16 protein-coding genes are annotated in these 14,907 nt (G+C 62.2%); 5 read left to right on the top strand and 11 right to left on the bottom strand.

Annotated features, from left to right (window positions below; translation table 11 throughout):
- Positions 1-2: 2 nt before the first annotated feature.
- Entirely contained in the window at positions 3-224 is a 222-nt protein-coding gene (locus tag B5526_RS07860; protein ID WP_079544788.1) for a hypothetical protein, read from the bottom strand.
- A gap of 319 nt (positions 225-543) precedes the next feature.
- Between B5526_RS07860 and B5526_RS07855 the strand changes: the two genes are divergently transcribed.
- The gene (locus B5526_RS07855; protein ID WP_244562223.1) at positions 544-1,458 is read left to right on the top strand and encodes a lysylphosphatidylglycerol synthase transmembrane domain-containing protein; all 915 of its coding nucleotides are present in this window, start codon (positions 544-546) and stop codon (positions 1,456-1,458) included.
- Positions 1,459-1,478: 20 nt separating this feature from the next.
- Here B5526_RS07855 and B5526_RS07850 read toward each other — a convergent pair whose 3' ends face one another.
- Both B5526_RS07850 and B5526_RS07845 read right to left on the bottom strand, forming a co-directional pair.
- Positions 1,479-1,802 (bottom strand): DMT family transporter, encoded by a 324-nt coding sequence (locus B5526_RS07850; RefSeq protein WP_079537693.1) that lies wholly within the window; start codon positions 1,800-1,802, stop codon positions 1,479-1,481.
- Positions 1,799-2,503: a class I SAM-dependent methyltransferase gene (locus B5526_RS07845; RefSeq protein ID WP_079537692.1), complete on the bottom strand. Its 705-nt coding sequence runs from the start codon at positions 2,501-2,503 to the stop codon at positions 1,799-1,801. The genes B5526_RS07850 and B5526_RS07845 overlap by 4 nt, the downstream gene beginning before the upstream one ends.
- Positions 2,504-2,707: 204 nt before the next feature.
- Here B5526_RS07845 and B5526_RS07840 point away from each other — a divergent pair, with 204 nt between their 5' ends.
- Positions 2,708-3,913, top strand: a complete 1,206-nt coding sequence (locus B5526_RS07840; protein WP_079537691.1) for a DUF3419 family protein — start codon at positions 2,708-2,710, stop codon at positions 3,911-3,913.
- Position 3,914: 1 nt separating this feature from the next.
- Here the strand turns inward: B5526_RS07840 and soxA are convergent, their stop codons facing one another.
- Genes soxA through B5526_RS07805 form a run of 7 tightly spaced genes read right to left on the bottom strand, consistent with a single transcriptional unit; the run spans position 3,915 to position 9,915 of the window.
- On the bottom strand, positions 3,915-4,697 hold the full coding sequence (soxA, locus tag B5526_RS07835) for a sulfur oxidation c-type cytochrome SoxA (protein ID WP_079537690.1): 783 nt from the start codon (positions 4,695-4,697) through the stop codon (positions 3,915-3,917).
- Positions 4,694-5,014, bottom strand: coding sequence for a thiosulfate oxidation carrier complex protein SoxZ (soxZ, locus tag B5526_RS07830; protein ID WP_079537689.1), 321 nt, complete (start codon positions 5,012-5,014; stop codon positions 4,694-4,696). The genes soxA and soxZ overlap by 4 nt, the downstream gene beginning before the upstream one ends.
- On the bottom strand, positions 5,014-5,493 hold the full coding sequence (locus tag B5526_RS07825) for a SoxY-related AACIE arm protein (RefSeq protein ID WP_079537688.1): 480 nt from the start codon (positions 5,491-5,493) through the stop codon (positions 5,014-5,016). Before B5526_RS07825 ends, soxZ begins: the two co-directional genes overlap by 1 nt.
- Before the next feature lie 16 nt (positions 5,494-5,509).
- Entirely contained in the window at positions 5,510-5,968 is a 459-nt protein-coding gene (gene soxX, locus B5526_RS07820; protein ID WP_154071192.1) for a sulfur oxidation c-type cytochrome SoxX, read from the bottom strand.
- Positions 5,961-7,235 (bottom strand): NAD(P)/FAD-dependent oxidoreductase, encoded by a 1,275-nt coding sequence (locus tag B5526_RS07815; RefSeq protein ID WP_079537686.1) that lies wholly within the window; start codon positions 7,233-7,235, stop codon positions 5,961-5,963. The genes soxX and B5526_RS07815 overlap by 8 nt, the downstream gene beginning before the upstream one ends.
- A gap of 39 nt (positions 7,236-7,274) precedes the next feature.
- Positions 7,275-9,455, bottom strand: coding sequence for a xanthine dehydrogenase family protein molybdopterin-binding subunit (locus B5526_RS07810; protein WP_079537685.1), 2,181 nt, complete (start codon positions 9,453-9,455; stop codon positions 7,275-7,277).
- Between the two features lie 10 nt (positions 9,456-9,465).
- Positions 9,466-9,915 (bottom strand): (2Fe-2S)-binding protein, encoded by a 450-nt coding sequence (locus B5526_RS07805; RefSeq protein WP_079544786.1) that lies wholly within the window; start codon positions 9,913-9,915, stop codon positions 9,466-9,468.
- A gap of 984 nt (positions 9,916-10,899) precedes the next feature.
- On the opposite strand from B5526_RS07805, the gene plsY reads away from it, so the two are divergent.
- The 3 genes from plsY (at position 10,900) to B5526_RS07790 (ending at position 13,400) form a co-directional block, all read left to right on the top strand.
- Complete coding sequence (gene plsY / locus B5526_RS07800; protein WP_079537684.1) at positions 10,900-11,598, top strand: glycerol-3-phosphate 1-O-acyltransferase PlsY; 699 nt, start codon at positions 10,900-10,902, stop codon at positions 11,596-11,598.
- Between the two features lie 195 nt (positions 11,599-11,793).
- Positions 11,794-11,979 carry a hypothetical protein gene (locus tag B5526_RS07795; protein WP_079537683.1) on the top strand — a complete coding sequence of 62 codons (186 nt, stop codon included), beginning with the start codon at positions 11,794-11,796 and terminating at the stop codon, positions 11,977-11,979.
- A gap of 11 nt (positions 11,980-11,990) precedes the next feature.
- Positions 11,991-13,400, top strand: a complete 1,410-nt coding sequence (locus tag B5526_RS07790) for a M20/M25/M40 family metallo-hydrolase (protein WP_079537682.1) — start codon at positions 11,991-11,993, stop codon at positions 13,398-13,400.
- 388 nt (positions 13,401-13,788) lie between these two features.
- Here B5526_RS07790 and B5526_RS07785 read toward each other — a convergent pair whose 3' ends face one another.
- On the bottom strand, positions 13,789-14,517 hold the full coding sequence (locus B5526_RS07785; protein WP_079537681.1) for an alpha/beta fold hydrolase: 729 nt from the start codon (positions 14,515-14,517) through the stop codon (positions 13,789-13,791).
- Positions 14,518-14,907: the final 390 nt, after the last annotated feature.

The raw sequence follows: 14,907 nt of genomic DNA, 5'->3' as shown, positions 1-14,907 counted from the left end.
CCTCAGGCAGCGACATCCAATAGCCGCGGCGAGCCGCGCAGCAATACACTGCGGCCCTTCCGCGTAATGACCGGACGGCCGTCGGTCATTTCGGCGAGCTGAAGCGCGACGAGCTTCTCGACCACGGATCGGTTCAAGGCGCGGGCGTTCGGCGCGGGCACGCGGATCGCCCTTAGCGCTTCCCATTGGTCGGATGTGAGCTCGTAGTCGTCGTCGGCGTTCATGCTGCCTCGCATCACGAGAATCTTTTCGCGCGTGTGTCTTACAAAGACCGCGTGAAAGAGATGCGACCACAATGCGTCCGGATTTCGATCGCGGGGAACGTGTGGAATTGCTGTGTGTTCCCAAGGGGCGGTAACGCGACTGTCACAACAACGTGTCAAGGGGGTGTATCAGCCGCCGCGAATCAGGCGGCAACGACCGTTGACGCCGTTGCCCGATCGGACCGACACTCTGGAAGTCACAGACCCCCTGGAAGTCGCAGGCCCCCAAGTCACCGTGCCGCCAAAGCAGCCTGGGAGCGGCGCCCGACTGAGGGGCCTGTTGGGTATCGTCTTAAGCCTCGCGATCGCCGCGATCGCCATCTACGCGCTGACGCATGCGCTCAAGCGCGTCAATTACGACGAAGTGCTCGCGGTCGTTCACAACACCAATTCGGGCCGCATTGCGCTTGCGATGATGCTGGTGGCGATGTCCTACGGCAGTTTGACGCTCTACGATCTGCTGGCGCTTCGCACCATCGGTCGCACAGAGGTTCCCTACCGCATTGCAGCTCTGGCGAGTTTTACGAGCTATCCGATCGCGCATGGAATAGGCGCGGTGGCGCTGATCTCGCCGGTGATCCGTTATCGAATCTATTCGGGCAGCGGGCTTGGCGCGGTCGACGTGGCGAATATCTGCTTTTTGACCGGGCTGACATTCTGGCTGGGCAATTTGACGTCGCTCGGGCTCAGCCTCCTCATCGATCCCGGTGCCATCAGCCTGTTCGATTATCTGCCGCAGCAGCTCAACCGATTGGTGGCGTCTGCGCTGCTTTTGGGAATTGTCGCTTTCGTGGTCTGGAGCTGGCTTTCGCCCCGAAGCATCGGAACCCGCAAGTGGCCGGTCCGGCTTCCCTCCGGGCCCATCGTGTTGCTGCAGATCGCGATCGGCGTTTTCGATCTCGCGGCGGCTGCGCTTGCGATGTACGTGTTGATTCCATCCGCAATGAATATCGATATCTTCCGCCTCACCACCGTTTTCATCGCCGCGACATTACTGGGCTTCGCAAGCCACACGCCGGCGGGGATCGGCGTGTTCGACGCCGCGATATTGCTTGGTCTTGGCGGCGACGACAAGGAACCGCTGATCGCGGCGTTGTTGATGTTCCGCGTCCTCTATCACTTCATCCCGTTCGTGCTGGCGCTCACTCTGTTCGGCAGCGTGGAAGCGTGGCGGAGTTTGCGCGCCAAGCGCTAGCCGCGCAAAGCGCCGCGCCCTCACACCGGCGAATTGAGCTTCAGCCCAACCATGCCAGCGACGATCAGCGTCAGGCACAAAACCCGAACCGGATCGGCCGGCTCGCTATAAACCAGCATGCCGACCAGGATACTGCCGACCGCCCCGATCCCGGTCCACACCGCGTAAGCCGTGCCGAACGGCAGCGACCTCAGCGCGATCGCCATCAATCCGAAAGAGAGCGCGATCGCGAGGCCGGTCGCGGCCGTCGGCCAGAACCTCGTGAGCCCGTCGGAATATTTCAGGCCGAACGCCCAGGCGATCTCGAACAATCCCGCCGCGACCAGTGCAAGCCACCCGGTCACGGCGCGGCTTGCCTGGGCGAAACCGTCAGCACCGCATATTGGGCATAGCCGCGGAACGGCCGCCCGAACTTCAGTTCGGCACGGCAAGCATCTGAAATCGCCGACAGCGCGGTCTCAAGATCGTCGCGCGGCGTGACGTCGAACATGGCGAGCCATCGCCGCAGCAGCGTGCGGGCAATGCCCGGCAATCGTTCCTGGCCGCCGAAATCGACAATGTGCAAACGCCCGCCGGGCTTGAGGTGGTTGACCGCCGCCTGCACAACGCGACGCCAGTCCGGGATCATCGACAGGCTATAGGAAACGAAGATGTGATCGAACGCGGCGACGCCGAAAATGCGCTCGGGAGCGAACATGGTTCCGTCGCCATGCGCGAGGCGAATCCGATCCGACAGGCCGTGCCGCGCAATCGCCGACATCGCCGAACTCAGCATCTCCGTTGAAACATCGATGCCGAAAAATCGGGCGTCGGGATAGAGGCGCGCGGCCGACACCAGGTTCCTGCCGGTGCCGCAGCCGATTTCCAGCACGCTTGCGCCCGGCCTTGGTTGCAAACCCGCGATCAATTGGTCTCGACCAAGCAGGTAGTATCGCCGCGTGCCGTCATAGATGTGGCGCTGCCGGCGATACATCCGGTTCATGCGGCAGGTTGCCTCAGTCGGCCACGAGGTATCTGCGCCGATATCCTCTGAATAGGCAGACATCCATGCACCTCTTAATTCGAATCTCGCGCTCACTCCCTTCGGATGTTCACGCGACAGGGATGTGACAGACGGGCGGCTTGCGCCCGATGATCCCGTAATTCTACTGATGAAACGGTTGTTTACAGCTTCTTCGCTGCTGCCCATTTGTCGCAAAACTGCAGCGAGCGGGAGCTACCCTCGAGAGATTGCTGATTCGAGGGATGGATGAATACCCAGCTTATCGCGGACGCGGTCCGCAACACGAGAGACGAGGCCGAGGCGACCATTTGGGATAGGCTTTTCGCATTCTGGTTTCGCCGCCTGGTCTACACCCAGATCTGGGAGGATCCCGAAGCCGACCTCGCGGCGCTGCGGCTGCCGGTCGGATCGACCATTGTCACCATCTCATCTGGCGGCTGCAACGCGCTGTCATATCTCACGGCGCAACCGGCGCAGGTCTACGCCGTCGATCTCAATGAAGCGCATCTTTCGCTGCTCAAGCTCAAGCTCGCGGGGCTTCGGGCGTTCTCCAATTATGCGGAATTCTGGCAGTTCTTCGGCGAGGCCGCCTCGCGCGCCAATTCCGAACTGTATCGCGAGCGGCTCTGGCTGATGCTCGACGCGGATGCGCGCGCCTATTGGGACAAGCGCAACGTGATCGGCCGCCCGCGGCACGCTTATTTCACCGACGGTTTTTATCGCCACGGCATGCTCGGCCGTTTCATCGGCCTTGCCCATCTGTTGGCGAAATTCGCCCGCATCGATCTCGAAGCCTTGCTGAAAGGCAGGACCGACTCCCCGGAGCGCGTTGAAGCGCTCGATCGCCTGCATCGGCTATTTCATTCGCCGTTGCTCCGCCTGATCACCGGAACGCCCGCGCTATTGTTCAGCTTAGGAATTCCGCCGCAGCAGCGGGCGCTGCTTGGCGGCGGCGCGCCGCTCAACGAAGTGCTCTACGAGCGGCTGCTGCGCCTGATCAACGGTCACCCAAACGAGTCAAACTATTTTGCCTGGCAAGCGCTGCATCGCGCCTATCCCGGTCCCGGCGATCGCTGCCTGCCGCCATATCTGCAGGCCCGCCACTTCGAGCGTATGCGCAACGGTGCCGGATTGATCATCCCGGTCCACGCCAATCTTCGGCTGTTCCTGGAAAGCCTGCCGGCGCGGGAGGTCGATGCCGTCATTCTGCTGGACTCGCAGGACTGGATGGCGCCGGAGGAAATCCGCGCGCTGTGGAACGCCATCGATCGCACCGGCAGCGACAATGTCCGTGTGATCTTTCGGACCGCCGGCACCGAATCTCCACTGGAAGCACCCGAACTCGCGCCGCTGCAGCAAATCTGGCGCCGCGAGGAGGAACGAAGCGCGGTCGGCTTCGAACTCGACCGTTCCGGAATTTACGGCGGCTTTCACTGCTACGAACGGCGATAATTCACGGCCGCACCGCCGGGGTCTCGACCGGCATGCCCTTTGCGCGCGACATCAGATAGAGCTCGAGCTCGACCAGTTCCGCCGCTCCGTAGTCATAGGCCTGGGCGCGGATGCCGGTGATGCAGCTGCGCAAGCGGCGCTCGAGCGAACCGAGCGATTGCCACTCCAGCCGGTAGATCGGATAGCCGGTCGGGTGCGCCTGCGTGATGGGTGATCCCGCAAGGTGCTTGTCCCAATTATCATCATGGCAATTCGCGCAAGCCAGATTGAGCTGACCCTGTCGCTGCATGAACAGCTCCCGTCCTTTGGCGACAAACGGTTCGAGCTGCGGATCGCCGGCGGGGGTGATCGCCATGCCGCGCGACTGCTCGGCGACGAAGGCGGCGAGCGCGAGCAGCTCGCGGCTTTCGTAGGGAAGCGGCGTCGCCTGCTGATGCCTGGCGCGGCACAGATTAATGCGCTGTTCGAGATTGACCGGACGGTCGAGCGTCTTGTCGAACGCAGGATAACGCGCGGCCACGTCCTTCATGCTGGCGCGCGCATCGTCATGGCAATCGGCGCAGGCTTTTCCTGCCGCGCCGGTTTTGCTCTTCCATAGCTTTTCGCCGTCGAGCACCCACAGCATGCCGGGATTGGCGGTATCGTCATCCTGCATCGCCTTGGTGTCGGGCCCCATGAAGCTGTAGCCGGATCGGCGCTCTCCTTGCGGGATTTCGGTGGCGAAGAGGGGCAGGGCGGCCGCGATCAACAGCGCCGCCGCGACGATCGTGCGGGCAGATTTCATTCGACAATGATCGAAGCCGAAGCGGTCTCGGAAAACCCTCGGTCGCCGATCCATTCGAAATCGAACTTGCCGCTCTCGCTCGCGACCGTGAAGAAGGTGATGAAGGGATTTGCCGCGATCGCCGGAAACAGATCGGCGCGGAAGATTGCAGCCCCGTTGTAACGGCAGCTGAAGCTCGTGATGATATCGCGCGGGACCAGCTCGCCGGTTGCGGTGCGGCGGAAGCCGGTCTCCATGATGTGAGACATCAGCGTCTTGATCTCGATGATCTCGCCGCGCTTTGCTTTCTTGGGAACATTGATCAGCGCCGATACCATCAGATCACCTCCTCGGTGCAGGCAGCCAGCGTCACCACGACGTCGGCGCTGACCGACCAGAACGAGCCGTCAGAAAGATGCGCGATGGCGACGATCTTCTGGCTGTCGGCCAGCCGGATCCGGGTCGAGATTTGCGCGCGGCCGGCGCGCGGGCCGAGATAGAAATTGCCGACATTCGGCTGCGGGTTCTTCTCGTTGAAGACGTGGATGCTCCTGACGTAATCATCGGGAGTCATCGGGTTCGAAACACTCACGGTGATCGGCACGGTGTTGCCGTTTTCGACCAGCGGTGGAATGTCGAGTTTTACCTTGCCGGGCTGCACCACGGCCGCGCCGACCACGTTCCGGATCGCGCTCGCGAGCATTGCCGGTGTCGCCGCCGCAGGACGCAGCGTCACGATCGGAACGGCGCCGAGCGCCGCTACGCCGCCGGCGAGGCCCAGCAGTTGGCGGCGCGTGGGATGGTCCTGACTGTGCATCGTTGGTGCTGCCTTCCTATTCACGCAAGCTTGCAAGATATGCCACGATATCTTCGATTTGTTCCGCCGACAGGATCGGCTTGCCGCGCCACGAAGCGCCGACGCGGACCAATCCGTCGAGCCGATAATAGGACGGCATGATGGTTCCCGGGTTGAGGCGGGACGCGTCGACCAGCCGAAGCCGAAGCTGGCCTTCGTTCCAGCGGCTGCCGGCGCCGGCAAGACTGGGCGCGAGATCGCCTTGAAATTTGACTTCCGGAAACGGCCCGGAATGGCAGAGGATGCAGGTGCTGGTGCGATCGAGCACCAGCGCGCGTCCGCGCGCCGCGTCGCCCGGCATGCCCGTCAGCGATTGCGCAATGGCATCGCCGTTGACGACATAGCTGCGCAGGTCTTGCGCGCTGCCGATACAGGGCAGGGCGAGCGTCGCTGCTGCGAGCCACACGCCGGCAATGCTGACGACGAACCTAGCCAAAGGTATCCACCGTGATTGTCTTGTACCAGGATTGCGCCTCGTCGGCTTCGCGCTTTCGAACTTCGCGCGGCGCCTCGACGGGACTTGTCCCGCCACCTTCGACCTCGGCGAACATGTCGTCCTTCGGTTGATAAACGCCGGACAGCGAGAACGCATAGTCGGGCGCGACCGTGTTGTAACAGGCGCCGACCAGCTTTGGGATCGCCGGCGGCTTGCCGGCAATCAGGCTAGCCACCGCGTCAGCGCAGGCCTTGCCTTGCGCGTTCGCGGCGGAGGCGGATTTGGGGATGCCGCCGCCGATGCAGGCATCGCCGATGACGTGAATGTCGGGCACGAGCTTTGAAGCAAATGTCACCGGGTCGATTGGGCACCAGCCGGTCTTGTCGGCCGCGCCCGCGATCTCCGCGATGCGGCCGGCTTTTTGCGGCGGGATGACATTTGCCACTTGCGCCGTGTAGTTGCCGAAATCGGTGATCATGGTGTTGGTCGCGGGCTCGACCGATGTGACGCGCCCGCCTTGCGATAGCGATATCCGCTCGATCATTCCGGGATAAAGCTCCTTCCAGGCATTTTCGAACAGGCGCTGTTGGGGAAAATTGTCCTTGGCATCGAGAATCAGCACCTTGGAGCGCGGCTTTTTTGTCTTCAGGTAATGCGCGATCAGGCTGGCGCGTTCGTAAGGCGCCGGCGGGCAGCGCAACGGCGCCGCGGGCACCGCGAGCACGACAAGGCCGCCATCGTCCATGGCTTCGATTTGCTTGCGCAACAACAACGTCTGCTCGCCGGCCTTCCAGGCATGAGGCATCTTGGCGGCGGCCTCGTCATAGCCGGGCAGCGCGTCGTATCTCGCATCGATGCCGGGCGCGAGCACCAGACGGTCATAGCCAATCGAGGTACCGTCGGCAAAACCGACCACGCGCTTTTGCGCGTCGATCTTCGTCGCACCTTGCGCAATCATACTCACGCCTTCCGCGCCGATCCGGTCGTAACCGAATTGCTGCGCTTCGATTTCCCGCAAGCCCGCGATCACTTCATTGCTGAACGGGCAGGCGGTAAAAGTCCGGTTCGGCTCGATCAGCGTCACCTGAAGTTTTGCGTCGATCCGCCGCAACGCCCGCGCGCAACTCGCGCCGCCAAAGCCGCCGCCGATCACGACGATGCGCGCGGCGGATTGGGCGTGAGACGGACGCGGCAACACCAGCGACGCCGCGATGCCACGCGCGACGTCTCTCCGCGTCATCCGGCGTAGCGCGTCCATCGGTACCATCCGTGATCGGGCGGCGACAAAAAGCCGCCGCCCGAAATCTCAAGCGAACGAGATGTTCTGGTCGCGCAGCGGCACCGAGCGGATGCGCTTGCCCGTCGCCGCGAAATAGGCGTTCAGCACCGCCGGCGCCGCGACGCCGATGGTGGGCTCGCCGACGCCGCCCCAGAAGCCGCCGCTCGGCATCACGATCGATTCGACCTTCGGCATCTCGGCAATCCGCATCGAATTGTAGGTGTCGAAATTGGCCTGCTCGATATAGCCGTCCTTGACCGTGCAGCCGCCATAGAACAACCCGGTCAGGCCGTAGACGAACGAACCGGCGATCTGCCGCTCGATCTGGGCCGGATTGACGGCATAACCGGGGTCGGTCGCAGCCACAATGCGGAGCACCTTGATCTTGTTGCCGTCGGTGACGGAGATTTCGGCGGCACCGGCGACATAGCTCGCATAGGCGTGGAGTTGGGCGAGGCCGCGGTAGACGCCTTGCGGTGCCGGTTTGCCCCAGCCGATTTTCTCGGCGACCGCATTGAGCACGGCAAGGTTCTTGGGGTGATTGGCCATCAGCTTGCGCCGGAACTCGAGCGGGTCCTGGCCTGCGGCATGCGCCAGCTCATCCATGAAACATTCGACATAGATCGCGTTGTGATTGACGTTGACGCCGCGCCAGAAGCCGGGCGGGACGTGCGGATTGCGCATCGAATGGTCGATCAGGAGGTTGGGGACGGAATATCCGAACGCGGCTTCGCCGTTCGGGTTGAGGCCAGCGAAGGTGGCGGGATCCTTGCCGTTGACCATGGCATCGGGCCGCAGGCTGAATAGGATCGACTGTCCGGATATCCGCATGCGCAACGCCGTCAAATTGTTGTCGGCATCGAAGGCGCCGGTGAATTTGCACTGAGTGATCGGATGATACATGCCGTGCTGCATGTCTTCTTCGCGCGACCATAACAACTTGACCGGCGTGCCCGGCATTTGCTTGGCGATGAGGACCGCCTGCCGGACATAGTCGGTCTGGCCTCTGCGGCCGAAACCGCCGCCGAGCAACAGCTTATGAACTTCGCATTTGTCGGCCGGCAGGCCGGAGGCTTCCAGCGTCGCGGCGAAGGCGGCCTCGCCGTTCTGCGTTCCGCACCAGACCTCGCATCTGTCAGCGCTATAGAGCGCGGTGGCGTTCATCGGCTCCATGGTGGCGTGGTTCTGGTAGGGATAGTTGTAGACCGCCTCGACTTTCTTCGCCGCGCTCGCGATCGCAGCTTTAACGTCGCCGTTCTGGTTGCCGACAAATGCCGGCTGCGCATCATCGAGGCCTTGCTCGAGCCATTTCGCGATCGTCGCCGAGGAAACCTTGGCATTCTCGCCTTCGTCCCACACGATCGGCAAGGCTTCGAGCGCAGTCTTGGCGTGCCACCAGGTGTCGGCGACGACGGCAACGGCATTGTCGCCGACCCGCACCACTTTCTTGACGCCCTTCATGCCCGTGATTTTGGCTTCGTCAAAGCTTTTCAGCTTGCCGCCGAACACGGGACACGCCTTGATCGCGGCGTTGAGCATGCCCGGCAGCTTGACGTCGATGCCATAGGTGGTCTTGCCGGTGGTCTTGTCCGTGGTGTCGAGGCGCTTCAGCCCCTTGCCGGCGATCTTCCAGTCCTTCGGATCCTTCAATTTGACGTCGGCCGGCGGCGTTACTTTGGCGGCCGCTTCGGCCACCTTGCCATAGGTCGTGGTGCGTCCCGACGGCGTATGGGTGATGACGCTGTTGGCCGCGGTGCATTCGGAAGCCGGCACCTTCCATTCGTCCGCCGCCGCCTGGATCAGCATCACGCGCGCGGTGGCGCCGCCCTTGCGCACATATTCTTGCGAGGCGCGGATACCGCGGCTGCCGCCGGTCGAAAAATCGCCCCAGACGCGTTTGCGGGCGACGTTCTGTCCGGGTGTCGGGAATTCGGTTGTGACTTTCGACCAGTCGCATTCGAGTTCCTCGGCGACCAACTGGGCAAGGCCGGTCAGCGAGCCCTGGCCCATTTCGGAGCGGGCGACGCGGATGACGACGGTGTCGTCGGGCCGGATCACGACCCAGGCGTTGACCTCAGGCGATCCGTCGGCGGCGCGGACGACGGTCGGACCGCCGAAGGGAATGTCGAGGCCGAGCGCAAGGCCAGTGCCGAGCGTGGCGGAGCCGATGACAAAGGCGCGGCGATTCATGGAGGGCATGTGGTTCATGATGGCCTCCTCAAGCGTTCGCGACGGCGTGGATCGCCTCGCGCACCTGCTGGAAGGTGCCGCAGCGGCAGATATTGGTGATGGCCTCGTCGATGTCCTGGTCGGTCGGCTTCGGCTTGTCCTTGAGAAGCGCTGCCACCGCCATGATCATGCCGCTCTGGCAATAGCCGCATTGCGGAACGTCGTTGGCAATCCAGGCCTGCTGCACCTTGTGCAGCGCGCCCTCGGCGCCAAGTCCTTCAATGGTGGTGATCTGTTTGCCGGCGGCTTCGCTGACCGATACGCCGCACGAGCGCATCGCGACGCCATCGACATGGACGGTGCAGGCGCCGCATTGTGCAATGCCGCAGCCATATTTGGTGCCGGTCAGGCCGATATTTTCCCGGATTGCCCAAAGCAGCGGCGTATCCGGCTCGACGTCGACGTCGAAAGCTTTGCCATTAATTATGAGGTTTGCCATCGCGATCCCTTTTTTTTGGTTCATTCCATCGAGTGAACCTTGGGGGCGATGTTGGTCCGGAAATTGGAATTGTTCAAATCAAGATTCTGCGTTGCAGCGCGGAAGATAATTGATCGGCCGGTGTTGCGGCGTCGATCCGGGGGGCTGGTCCTCCGTCATTGCGACCCGTTGGCTTCTCGCAATGACGTCAAAACACAATTTCGCGATCTCGCGGCCTGATACGCCCGAGGTTTGTGAGAGATTTCTTACCCTCCAGTCAGAGGGCGCAGGGAATGCCGGGCGCCCGATGCGCCCGATAGCCGCGTGTGCAATGATAGTGTGAGAGCGCACACGCGTTAGTCAGGTCACACCGGAATCACCCAGCACTCCCCGCGCAATGGTTTACGGCTTACTTCGCGCTCTCCCCGGCGACCGGGCTTTCTTGCCACCGTCGCCCCTGAGAAGCTTGCTTCTCAAGAACTTGACGCCAGCGTCGGGGCGTCAGGACCACACGACTTCGCCGTCCGCCTCAGCGCCGTTCGTTATCGGCGCATCCGCGTCCACCGCATCCCGCCCCGCGGCCGTGACGATCGCGTGTCGCCCCTCTGTGGGACGGGACGGTGGGAGATATAGCAGTGATTTGGGGTTTCGGAAAATCAGAATATTTTTGCAAAAGGGGCTGGACAGGTTTTTGCTGATTTGCCCGTCAGGCAGATTCGTAGGGCGGGTTAGCGCAGCGTAACCCGCCGCTTCGGCGGTTGTAGCGGAGCAGAGATGGCGGATTACGAATCCGCCCTACGCGCTAATCCGAAGGGTTCGAAATCCTGTTGGGTATCCAGGGCCTAGCGGAGAGCCGCTAGTGCTCTGGAAACTTCCGCTTTCGGGGCACAGCGCACATGGCTTGACCTGCTGTCGGCTCGACCGGGTCGCGAATGACCCATAGCGGTCAAAGACGTAGACGACCAAATGATGATTGCCTGAAATTAGAGCGTCGAGGTGAATCCCATGGTTTTCTGGATAGCGAGTGTGGTTGGATTGGTGATCGCTTATCTCTTCGGTTCTACGCCCACGGGCTATCTGGCGGGGAAACTGCTCAAGGGCATTGATATCCGAGAGCATGGCTCCAAATCCATTGGGGCAACGAACGTATTGCGAACCCTGGGGAAATGGCCTGCGTTGGTGGTGCTCCTGGTAGATGTGCTGAAAGGTGTGGGGGCGATCGTCTTTGCCCGCTGGTTTTATCCTTGGTTCTATACATTGCCGTCCGTCACGCCACCGACAGCGCTTGATCTACAAACCTGGGTGCCTTGGGCTGTTTGCTTGGCCGGACTTGCCGTGTTGTTGGGGCATAGCCGTTCGATTTGGTTGAATTTTACAGGTGGCAAATCCGTTGCGACGGGGCTAGGCGTGTTGCTGGCGATGTCTTGGCCAGTAGGTTTAGGTGCTGCGACGGTTTTTGGCGTTGTGCTGGCTATTTTTCGGATTGTTTCCCTTAGTTCGATGCTAGCGGCGTTGACTGCGATCGTCCTCATCTGCGGCTTGGAGCAACCGTTGCCCTATCGGTTACTGGTGATTGCAGGTAGCATTTACGTGATTGTGCGCCATCGTGCCAACATTCAGCGGCTACTGGCTGGGACAGAGCCACGCCTGGGGCAAAGTAGCCCAGAATCGAAAGCAGAATCGAAAACGGAATCGCAAATTTAGTGCGTGCACTCTGGGACTGTCGAGATCGCCAACATGGGCTGCTTGTGACCCATCGCGACATACTGCGTCACCGCAAGATCTCGGTCGCTTTCGGCGCGAAGCGGACCTCCCGAAATTTATGAGTACGCGCCCTAATGCAGGCTGTATCGCACGCCTATGTGCGGGGAAGATTCAAGACATACACGGGCTGAAACCATGGAAAACGAAACGAACAACGACAGTTCAACCGTCCATTACATCAAGCGCCCTAAGCGCCTTGTGAGCCGCACGCGTTTAGTGATGGGTTTGCTATTGATCGTCGCTATTCCGATCTTCATCGGCCTCGCCAACAAGGCCGTACGCGAAAACGCGGAAGCAATCCAGCAAGGTTTCGGTCGATAGGAGCGGGGGAGATGATCTTGCGCATTCTCGTCGTGGCGGTTGCCCTCGCGGCAAGCGCCGGAGCAACGATAAGAGCCACCGACGCGCTGCCTTCGGAATCATTGGTCGTTACCGCATCGAGCCTCGGACAGAAGGCGCTCAACGATCCCGCCGCCTTCGATTTCGTGGAAGCGCTGACCACCGAGATCGGGCAGCGTCTGGCCGGTACCGAAGCCCATAGGCGGGCGGTGGTATGGGCAGAGGCCAGGTTGAAGGCTGCGGGCTTAGAGAACGTGCACTCGGAGCCATTTAGCTTCCCAGCCTGGATCCGCGGCGCCGAAAGCGCTGACATCGTCGGTCCAGTGCCGCAGCATCTGGCTGTTACCGCGTTGGGTGGCTCGGTCGCGACGGATGCTAACGGCATCGAGGCCGAGATCGCGCTGTTTCGGACCTACGACGATCTGCTTGCGGCTGCTCCGGGATCGCTCAGCGGCAAAATCGCCGTGGTGACCCAGCGCATGGTGCGGGCGCAGGACGGCAGCGGCTATGGCGCCGCTAACCCGATCCGGCGTTACGGTCCCTCCGAGGCCGCAAGGCGGGGCGCCGTTGCCTATCTGCTGCGCTCGCTTGGCACAGACAGCCATCGTCTGCCCCATACCGGGGCCCTCAATTACCAGGACGGCGCGCCGCGGATTCCGGCGGCGGCGCTGGCCATTCCCGACGCCGAGCAGCTCGAGCGGTTGGCGGCGCTGGGTCCGGTAAGGATCCGGCTTCTGCTGACACCGACGATTCAAGAGAACGCGCCGTCCTGGAACGTCGTCGGCGAGGTCAAGGGTACAGAGCGTCCGGATGAGGTCGTTCTCATCGGTGGACATCTCGATTCCTGGGATCTCGGCACCGGCGCCACGGATGACGGCGCCGGCATCGCCATCGTCTTCGGCGCCGCCCGGCTGATCGCCGGTCTGCCGCAGCGACCCAGCCGCACGATCCGTGTCGTGCTGTTCGGCGCCGAGGAGATGAATTTCAGCGGCGCCGCCTATGCCCAAGCCCACGAAGGAGAAACCGGAAAGATCGTGGTGGCCGGCGAGGCAGATTTCGGGGCCCGGAATGTCTATTCCGTGCAGCTTCCAGGCGGCGCCGCCGGCAGTGATTTCGGCCACACGCTAGAGCGGATCATTGCGCCGCTCGGCGCTAACGTCGATCGCCGGCCAGCCCTCGGCGGCGGGGACGACATCCGTGAACTACAGAAAGCCGGCGTGCCTGCGGTATCACTGCGCCAAGACGGGTTAGATTATTTCGACACCCATCACACCGCAGACGACACGCTCGACAAGATCGATCCGAAGCAGCTCGACCAGGCGGTCGCAGTGTGGTCGGCCTTCACCTATCTTGCCGCGGCATCGGACGTGGATTTCAGGAGGCTCGCACCAACGGCAAAATAGCCCGCGCTGCGAGCGTGCATTGAATGACTACGCGCCGCCTTGCAGCAATTCTCGCCGCCGCTGTATCCAGCGTCAGCGGTGTCATCGCTGGCCATCAATTGAAGTCCCCGTCGATTCATGGCGCTGCCGCTTAGCTGCCAAGGGTCCATCGATACTGACCAATTTGCTTGTCGCCAATCGACCCTCCGGGCTGATGTTCGAGATCGGCGATATCGGCTGGTCAGGGCAGAGCGGACATCGTTTCAGACCGCGCCAAAGTCCGAAAATGGACCCGGAGCAGACATTTTCTGGGCCGTTTCGCAATGCCGTTTGAATCGCTATGATGATCCTAGCGACGGGGACTAGCATGAAGCGGCGTACAAGGCAGTGTTGACCGGCTCGGGGTCGGTCAGGCTGAGGAAGCACCGCCTTCGACCAGGACGAAGCCACGGCAGTCGGCGACGCCTTTGGCGATCTCCTCACCATGGGAGGGCGTATAGTAGGGGTCGGCGGACCCGTGCAGCACTAGGGTCGGAGCAGTAATCCGCTTCAGCCTGGTCGCCACCTCGTCGCGGTCGACAAGCGCGCGGAAGGAATAGTTGGCTCGGTCCTTGGGCAGGCGGCGCAAATGCTCGCGCCAGGGGCCGGGATCGAAGCGTTGTCCGAAGAAGGCCTGGACCAACATGTCGAGCACCGGCTCGGGCGGCCCGTCCGGGGAGCCCAAGAAGGCAGCATGGAGTTGCTCGTGAGTGGTCTTCTGCACCGGGTCTTCGGTCGCGGCCGAGGTGCCCATCACGGCCAAGCCGCGGACTCGATCTGGCGCGAGGAGCGCTGCGCGCAGTGAGACGAAGCCGCCCTGACTGGTGCCGACGAAGATCGCGCGGTCGATCTCTAGTCGGTCGAGAAGGGCGAGCGCGTCACGGGCTGAATCCCAGAGGGTGAAGGGGCCCGAAGCGGGACTCTGACCATGGCCGCGCTGGTCCCAGGTAATGCAGCGATATCGGCCGGCAAAAGCCGTGAGCTGGGGTGAAAACATCGCGCCATTCATGGTGAAGCTGTGGCAGAACAGCACCGCCGGGCCGCTCCCGCCGGTGTCCTCGAAATGTAAAGTCTGCGGCCCAACTTCGATGCTCGCCATATGGCTCTCTAGTTGCCGGTGCTTTGCTCACGGCGGCGGCGAGACAGTGGATGGTGGCGCGCTACGACATCATTTCAATGTTGGGCAAACGCGTTACGGTTGCCACATCCCGCTTCGTAGACGCTAGTGCACGTGTGGGCCTTCGTCCGTTCCTGGGACTTTTCGGATGTACCGCAATGTCGCGATGAACTTCCGCTTTTCGTAAATTCCATGATCGGCGCTTGAACTCTGACCTTAGAGCTTTGACGCATTAGCGAACCGCCGCAATCGCAACGACCTCAGCGCGAGAGCGCTGAGGTCGGCTGGCGATCGTCAGTCCATCAGCTGCACACCTGACGGAGTTGCAGGTGCCGGCCATGTGTGCACGCATCGCCGAACTACATAGCAACT

The sequence above is a fragment of the Bradyrhizobium lablabi genome (assembly GCF_900141755.1).
Taxonomy (GTDB): Bacteria; Pseudomonadota; Alphaproteobacteria; order Rhizobiales; family Xanthobacteraceae; genus Bradyrhizobium; species Bradyrhizobium lablabi_A.
Note: the sequence above shows the minus strand (reverse complement) of the source record. Positions and strands in the feature narration are given on the sequence as shown.

Excerpts from the sequence above, each read along its gene's own strand:
- B5526_RS07860 (WP_079544788.1), bottom strand. The coding sequence starts at position 224 with ATGAACGCCGACGACGACTACGAGCTCACATCCGACCAATGGGAAGCG.
- B5526_RS07845 (WP_079537692.1), bottom strand. The coding sequence starts at position 2,503 with ATGTCTGCCTATTCAGAGGATATCGGCGCAGATACCTCGTGGCCGACT.
- B5526_RS07840 (WP_079537691.1), top strand. The coding sequence starts at position 2,708 with ATGAATACCCAGCTTATCGCGGACGCGGTCCGCAACACGAGAGACGAG.
- soxA (WP_079537690.1), bottom strand. The coding sequence starts at position 4,697 with ATGAAATCTGCCCGCACGATCGTCGCGGCGGCGCTGTTGATCGCGGCC.
- soxZ (WP_079537689.1), bottom strand. The coding sequence starts at position 5,014 with ATGGTATCGGCGCTGATCAATGTTCCCAAGAAAGCAAAGCGCGGCGAG.
- B5526_RS07825 (WP_079537688.1), bottom strand. The coding sequence starts at position 5,493 with ATGCACAGTCAGGACCATCCCACGCGCCGCCAACTGCTGGGCCTCGCC.
- B5526_RS07815 (WP_079537686.1), bottom strand. The coding sequence starts at position 7,235 with ATGGTACCGATGGACGCGCTACGCCGGATGACGCGGAGAGACGTCGCG.
- B5526_RS07810 (WP_079537685.1), bottom strand. The coding sequence starts at position 9,455 with ATGAACCACATGCCCTCCATGAATCGCCGCGCCTTTGTCATCGGCTCC.
- B5526_RS07805 (WP_079544786.1), bottom strand. The coding sequence starts at position 9,915 with ATGGCAAACCTCATAATTAATGGCAAAGCTTTCGACGTCGACGTCGAG.
- plsY (WP_079537684.1), top strand. The coding sequence starts at position 10,900 with ATGGTTTTCTGGATAGCGAGTGTGGTTGGATTGGTGATCGCTTATCTC.
- B5526_RS07795 (WP_079537683.1), top strand. The coding sequence starts at position 11,794 with ATGGAAAACGAAACGAACAACGACAGTTCAACCGTCCATTACATCAAG.
- B5526_RS07790 (WP_079537682.1), top strand. The coding sequence starts at position 11,991 with ATGATCTTGCGCATTCTCGTCGTGGCGGTTGCCCTCGCGGCAAGCGCC.
- B5526_RS07785 (WP_079537681.1), bottom strand. The coding sequence starts at position 14,517 with ATGGCGAGCATCGAAGTTGGGCCGCAGACTTTACATTTCGAGGACACC.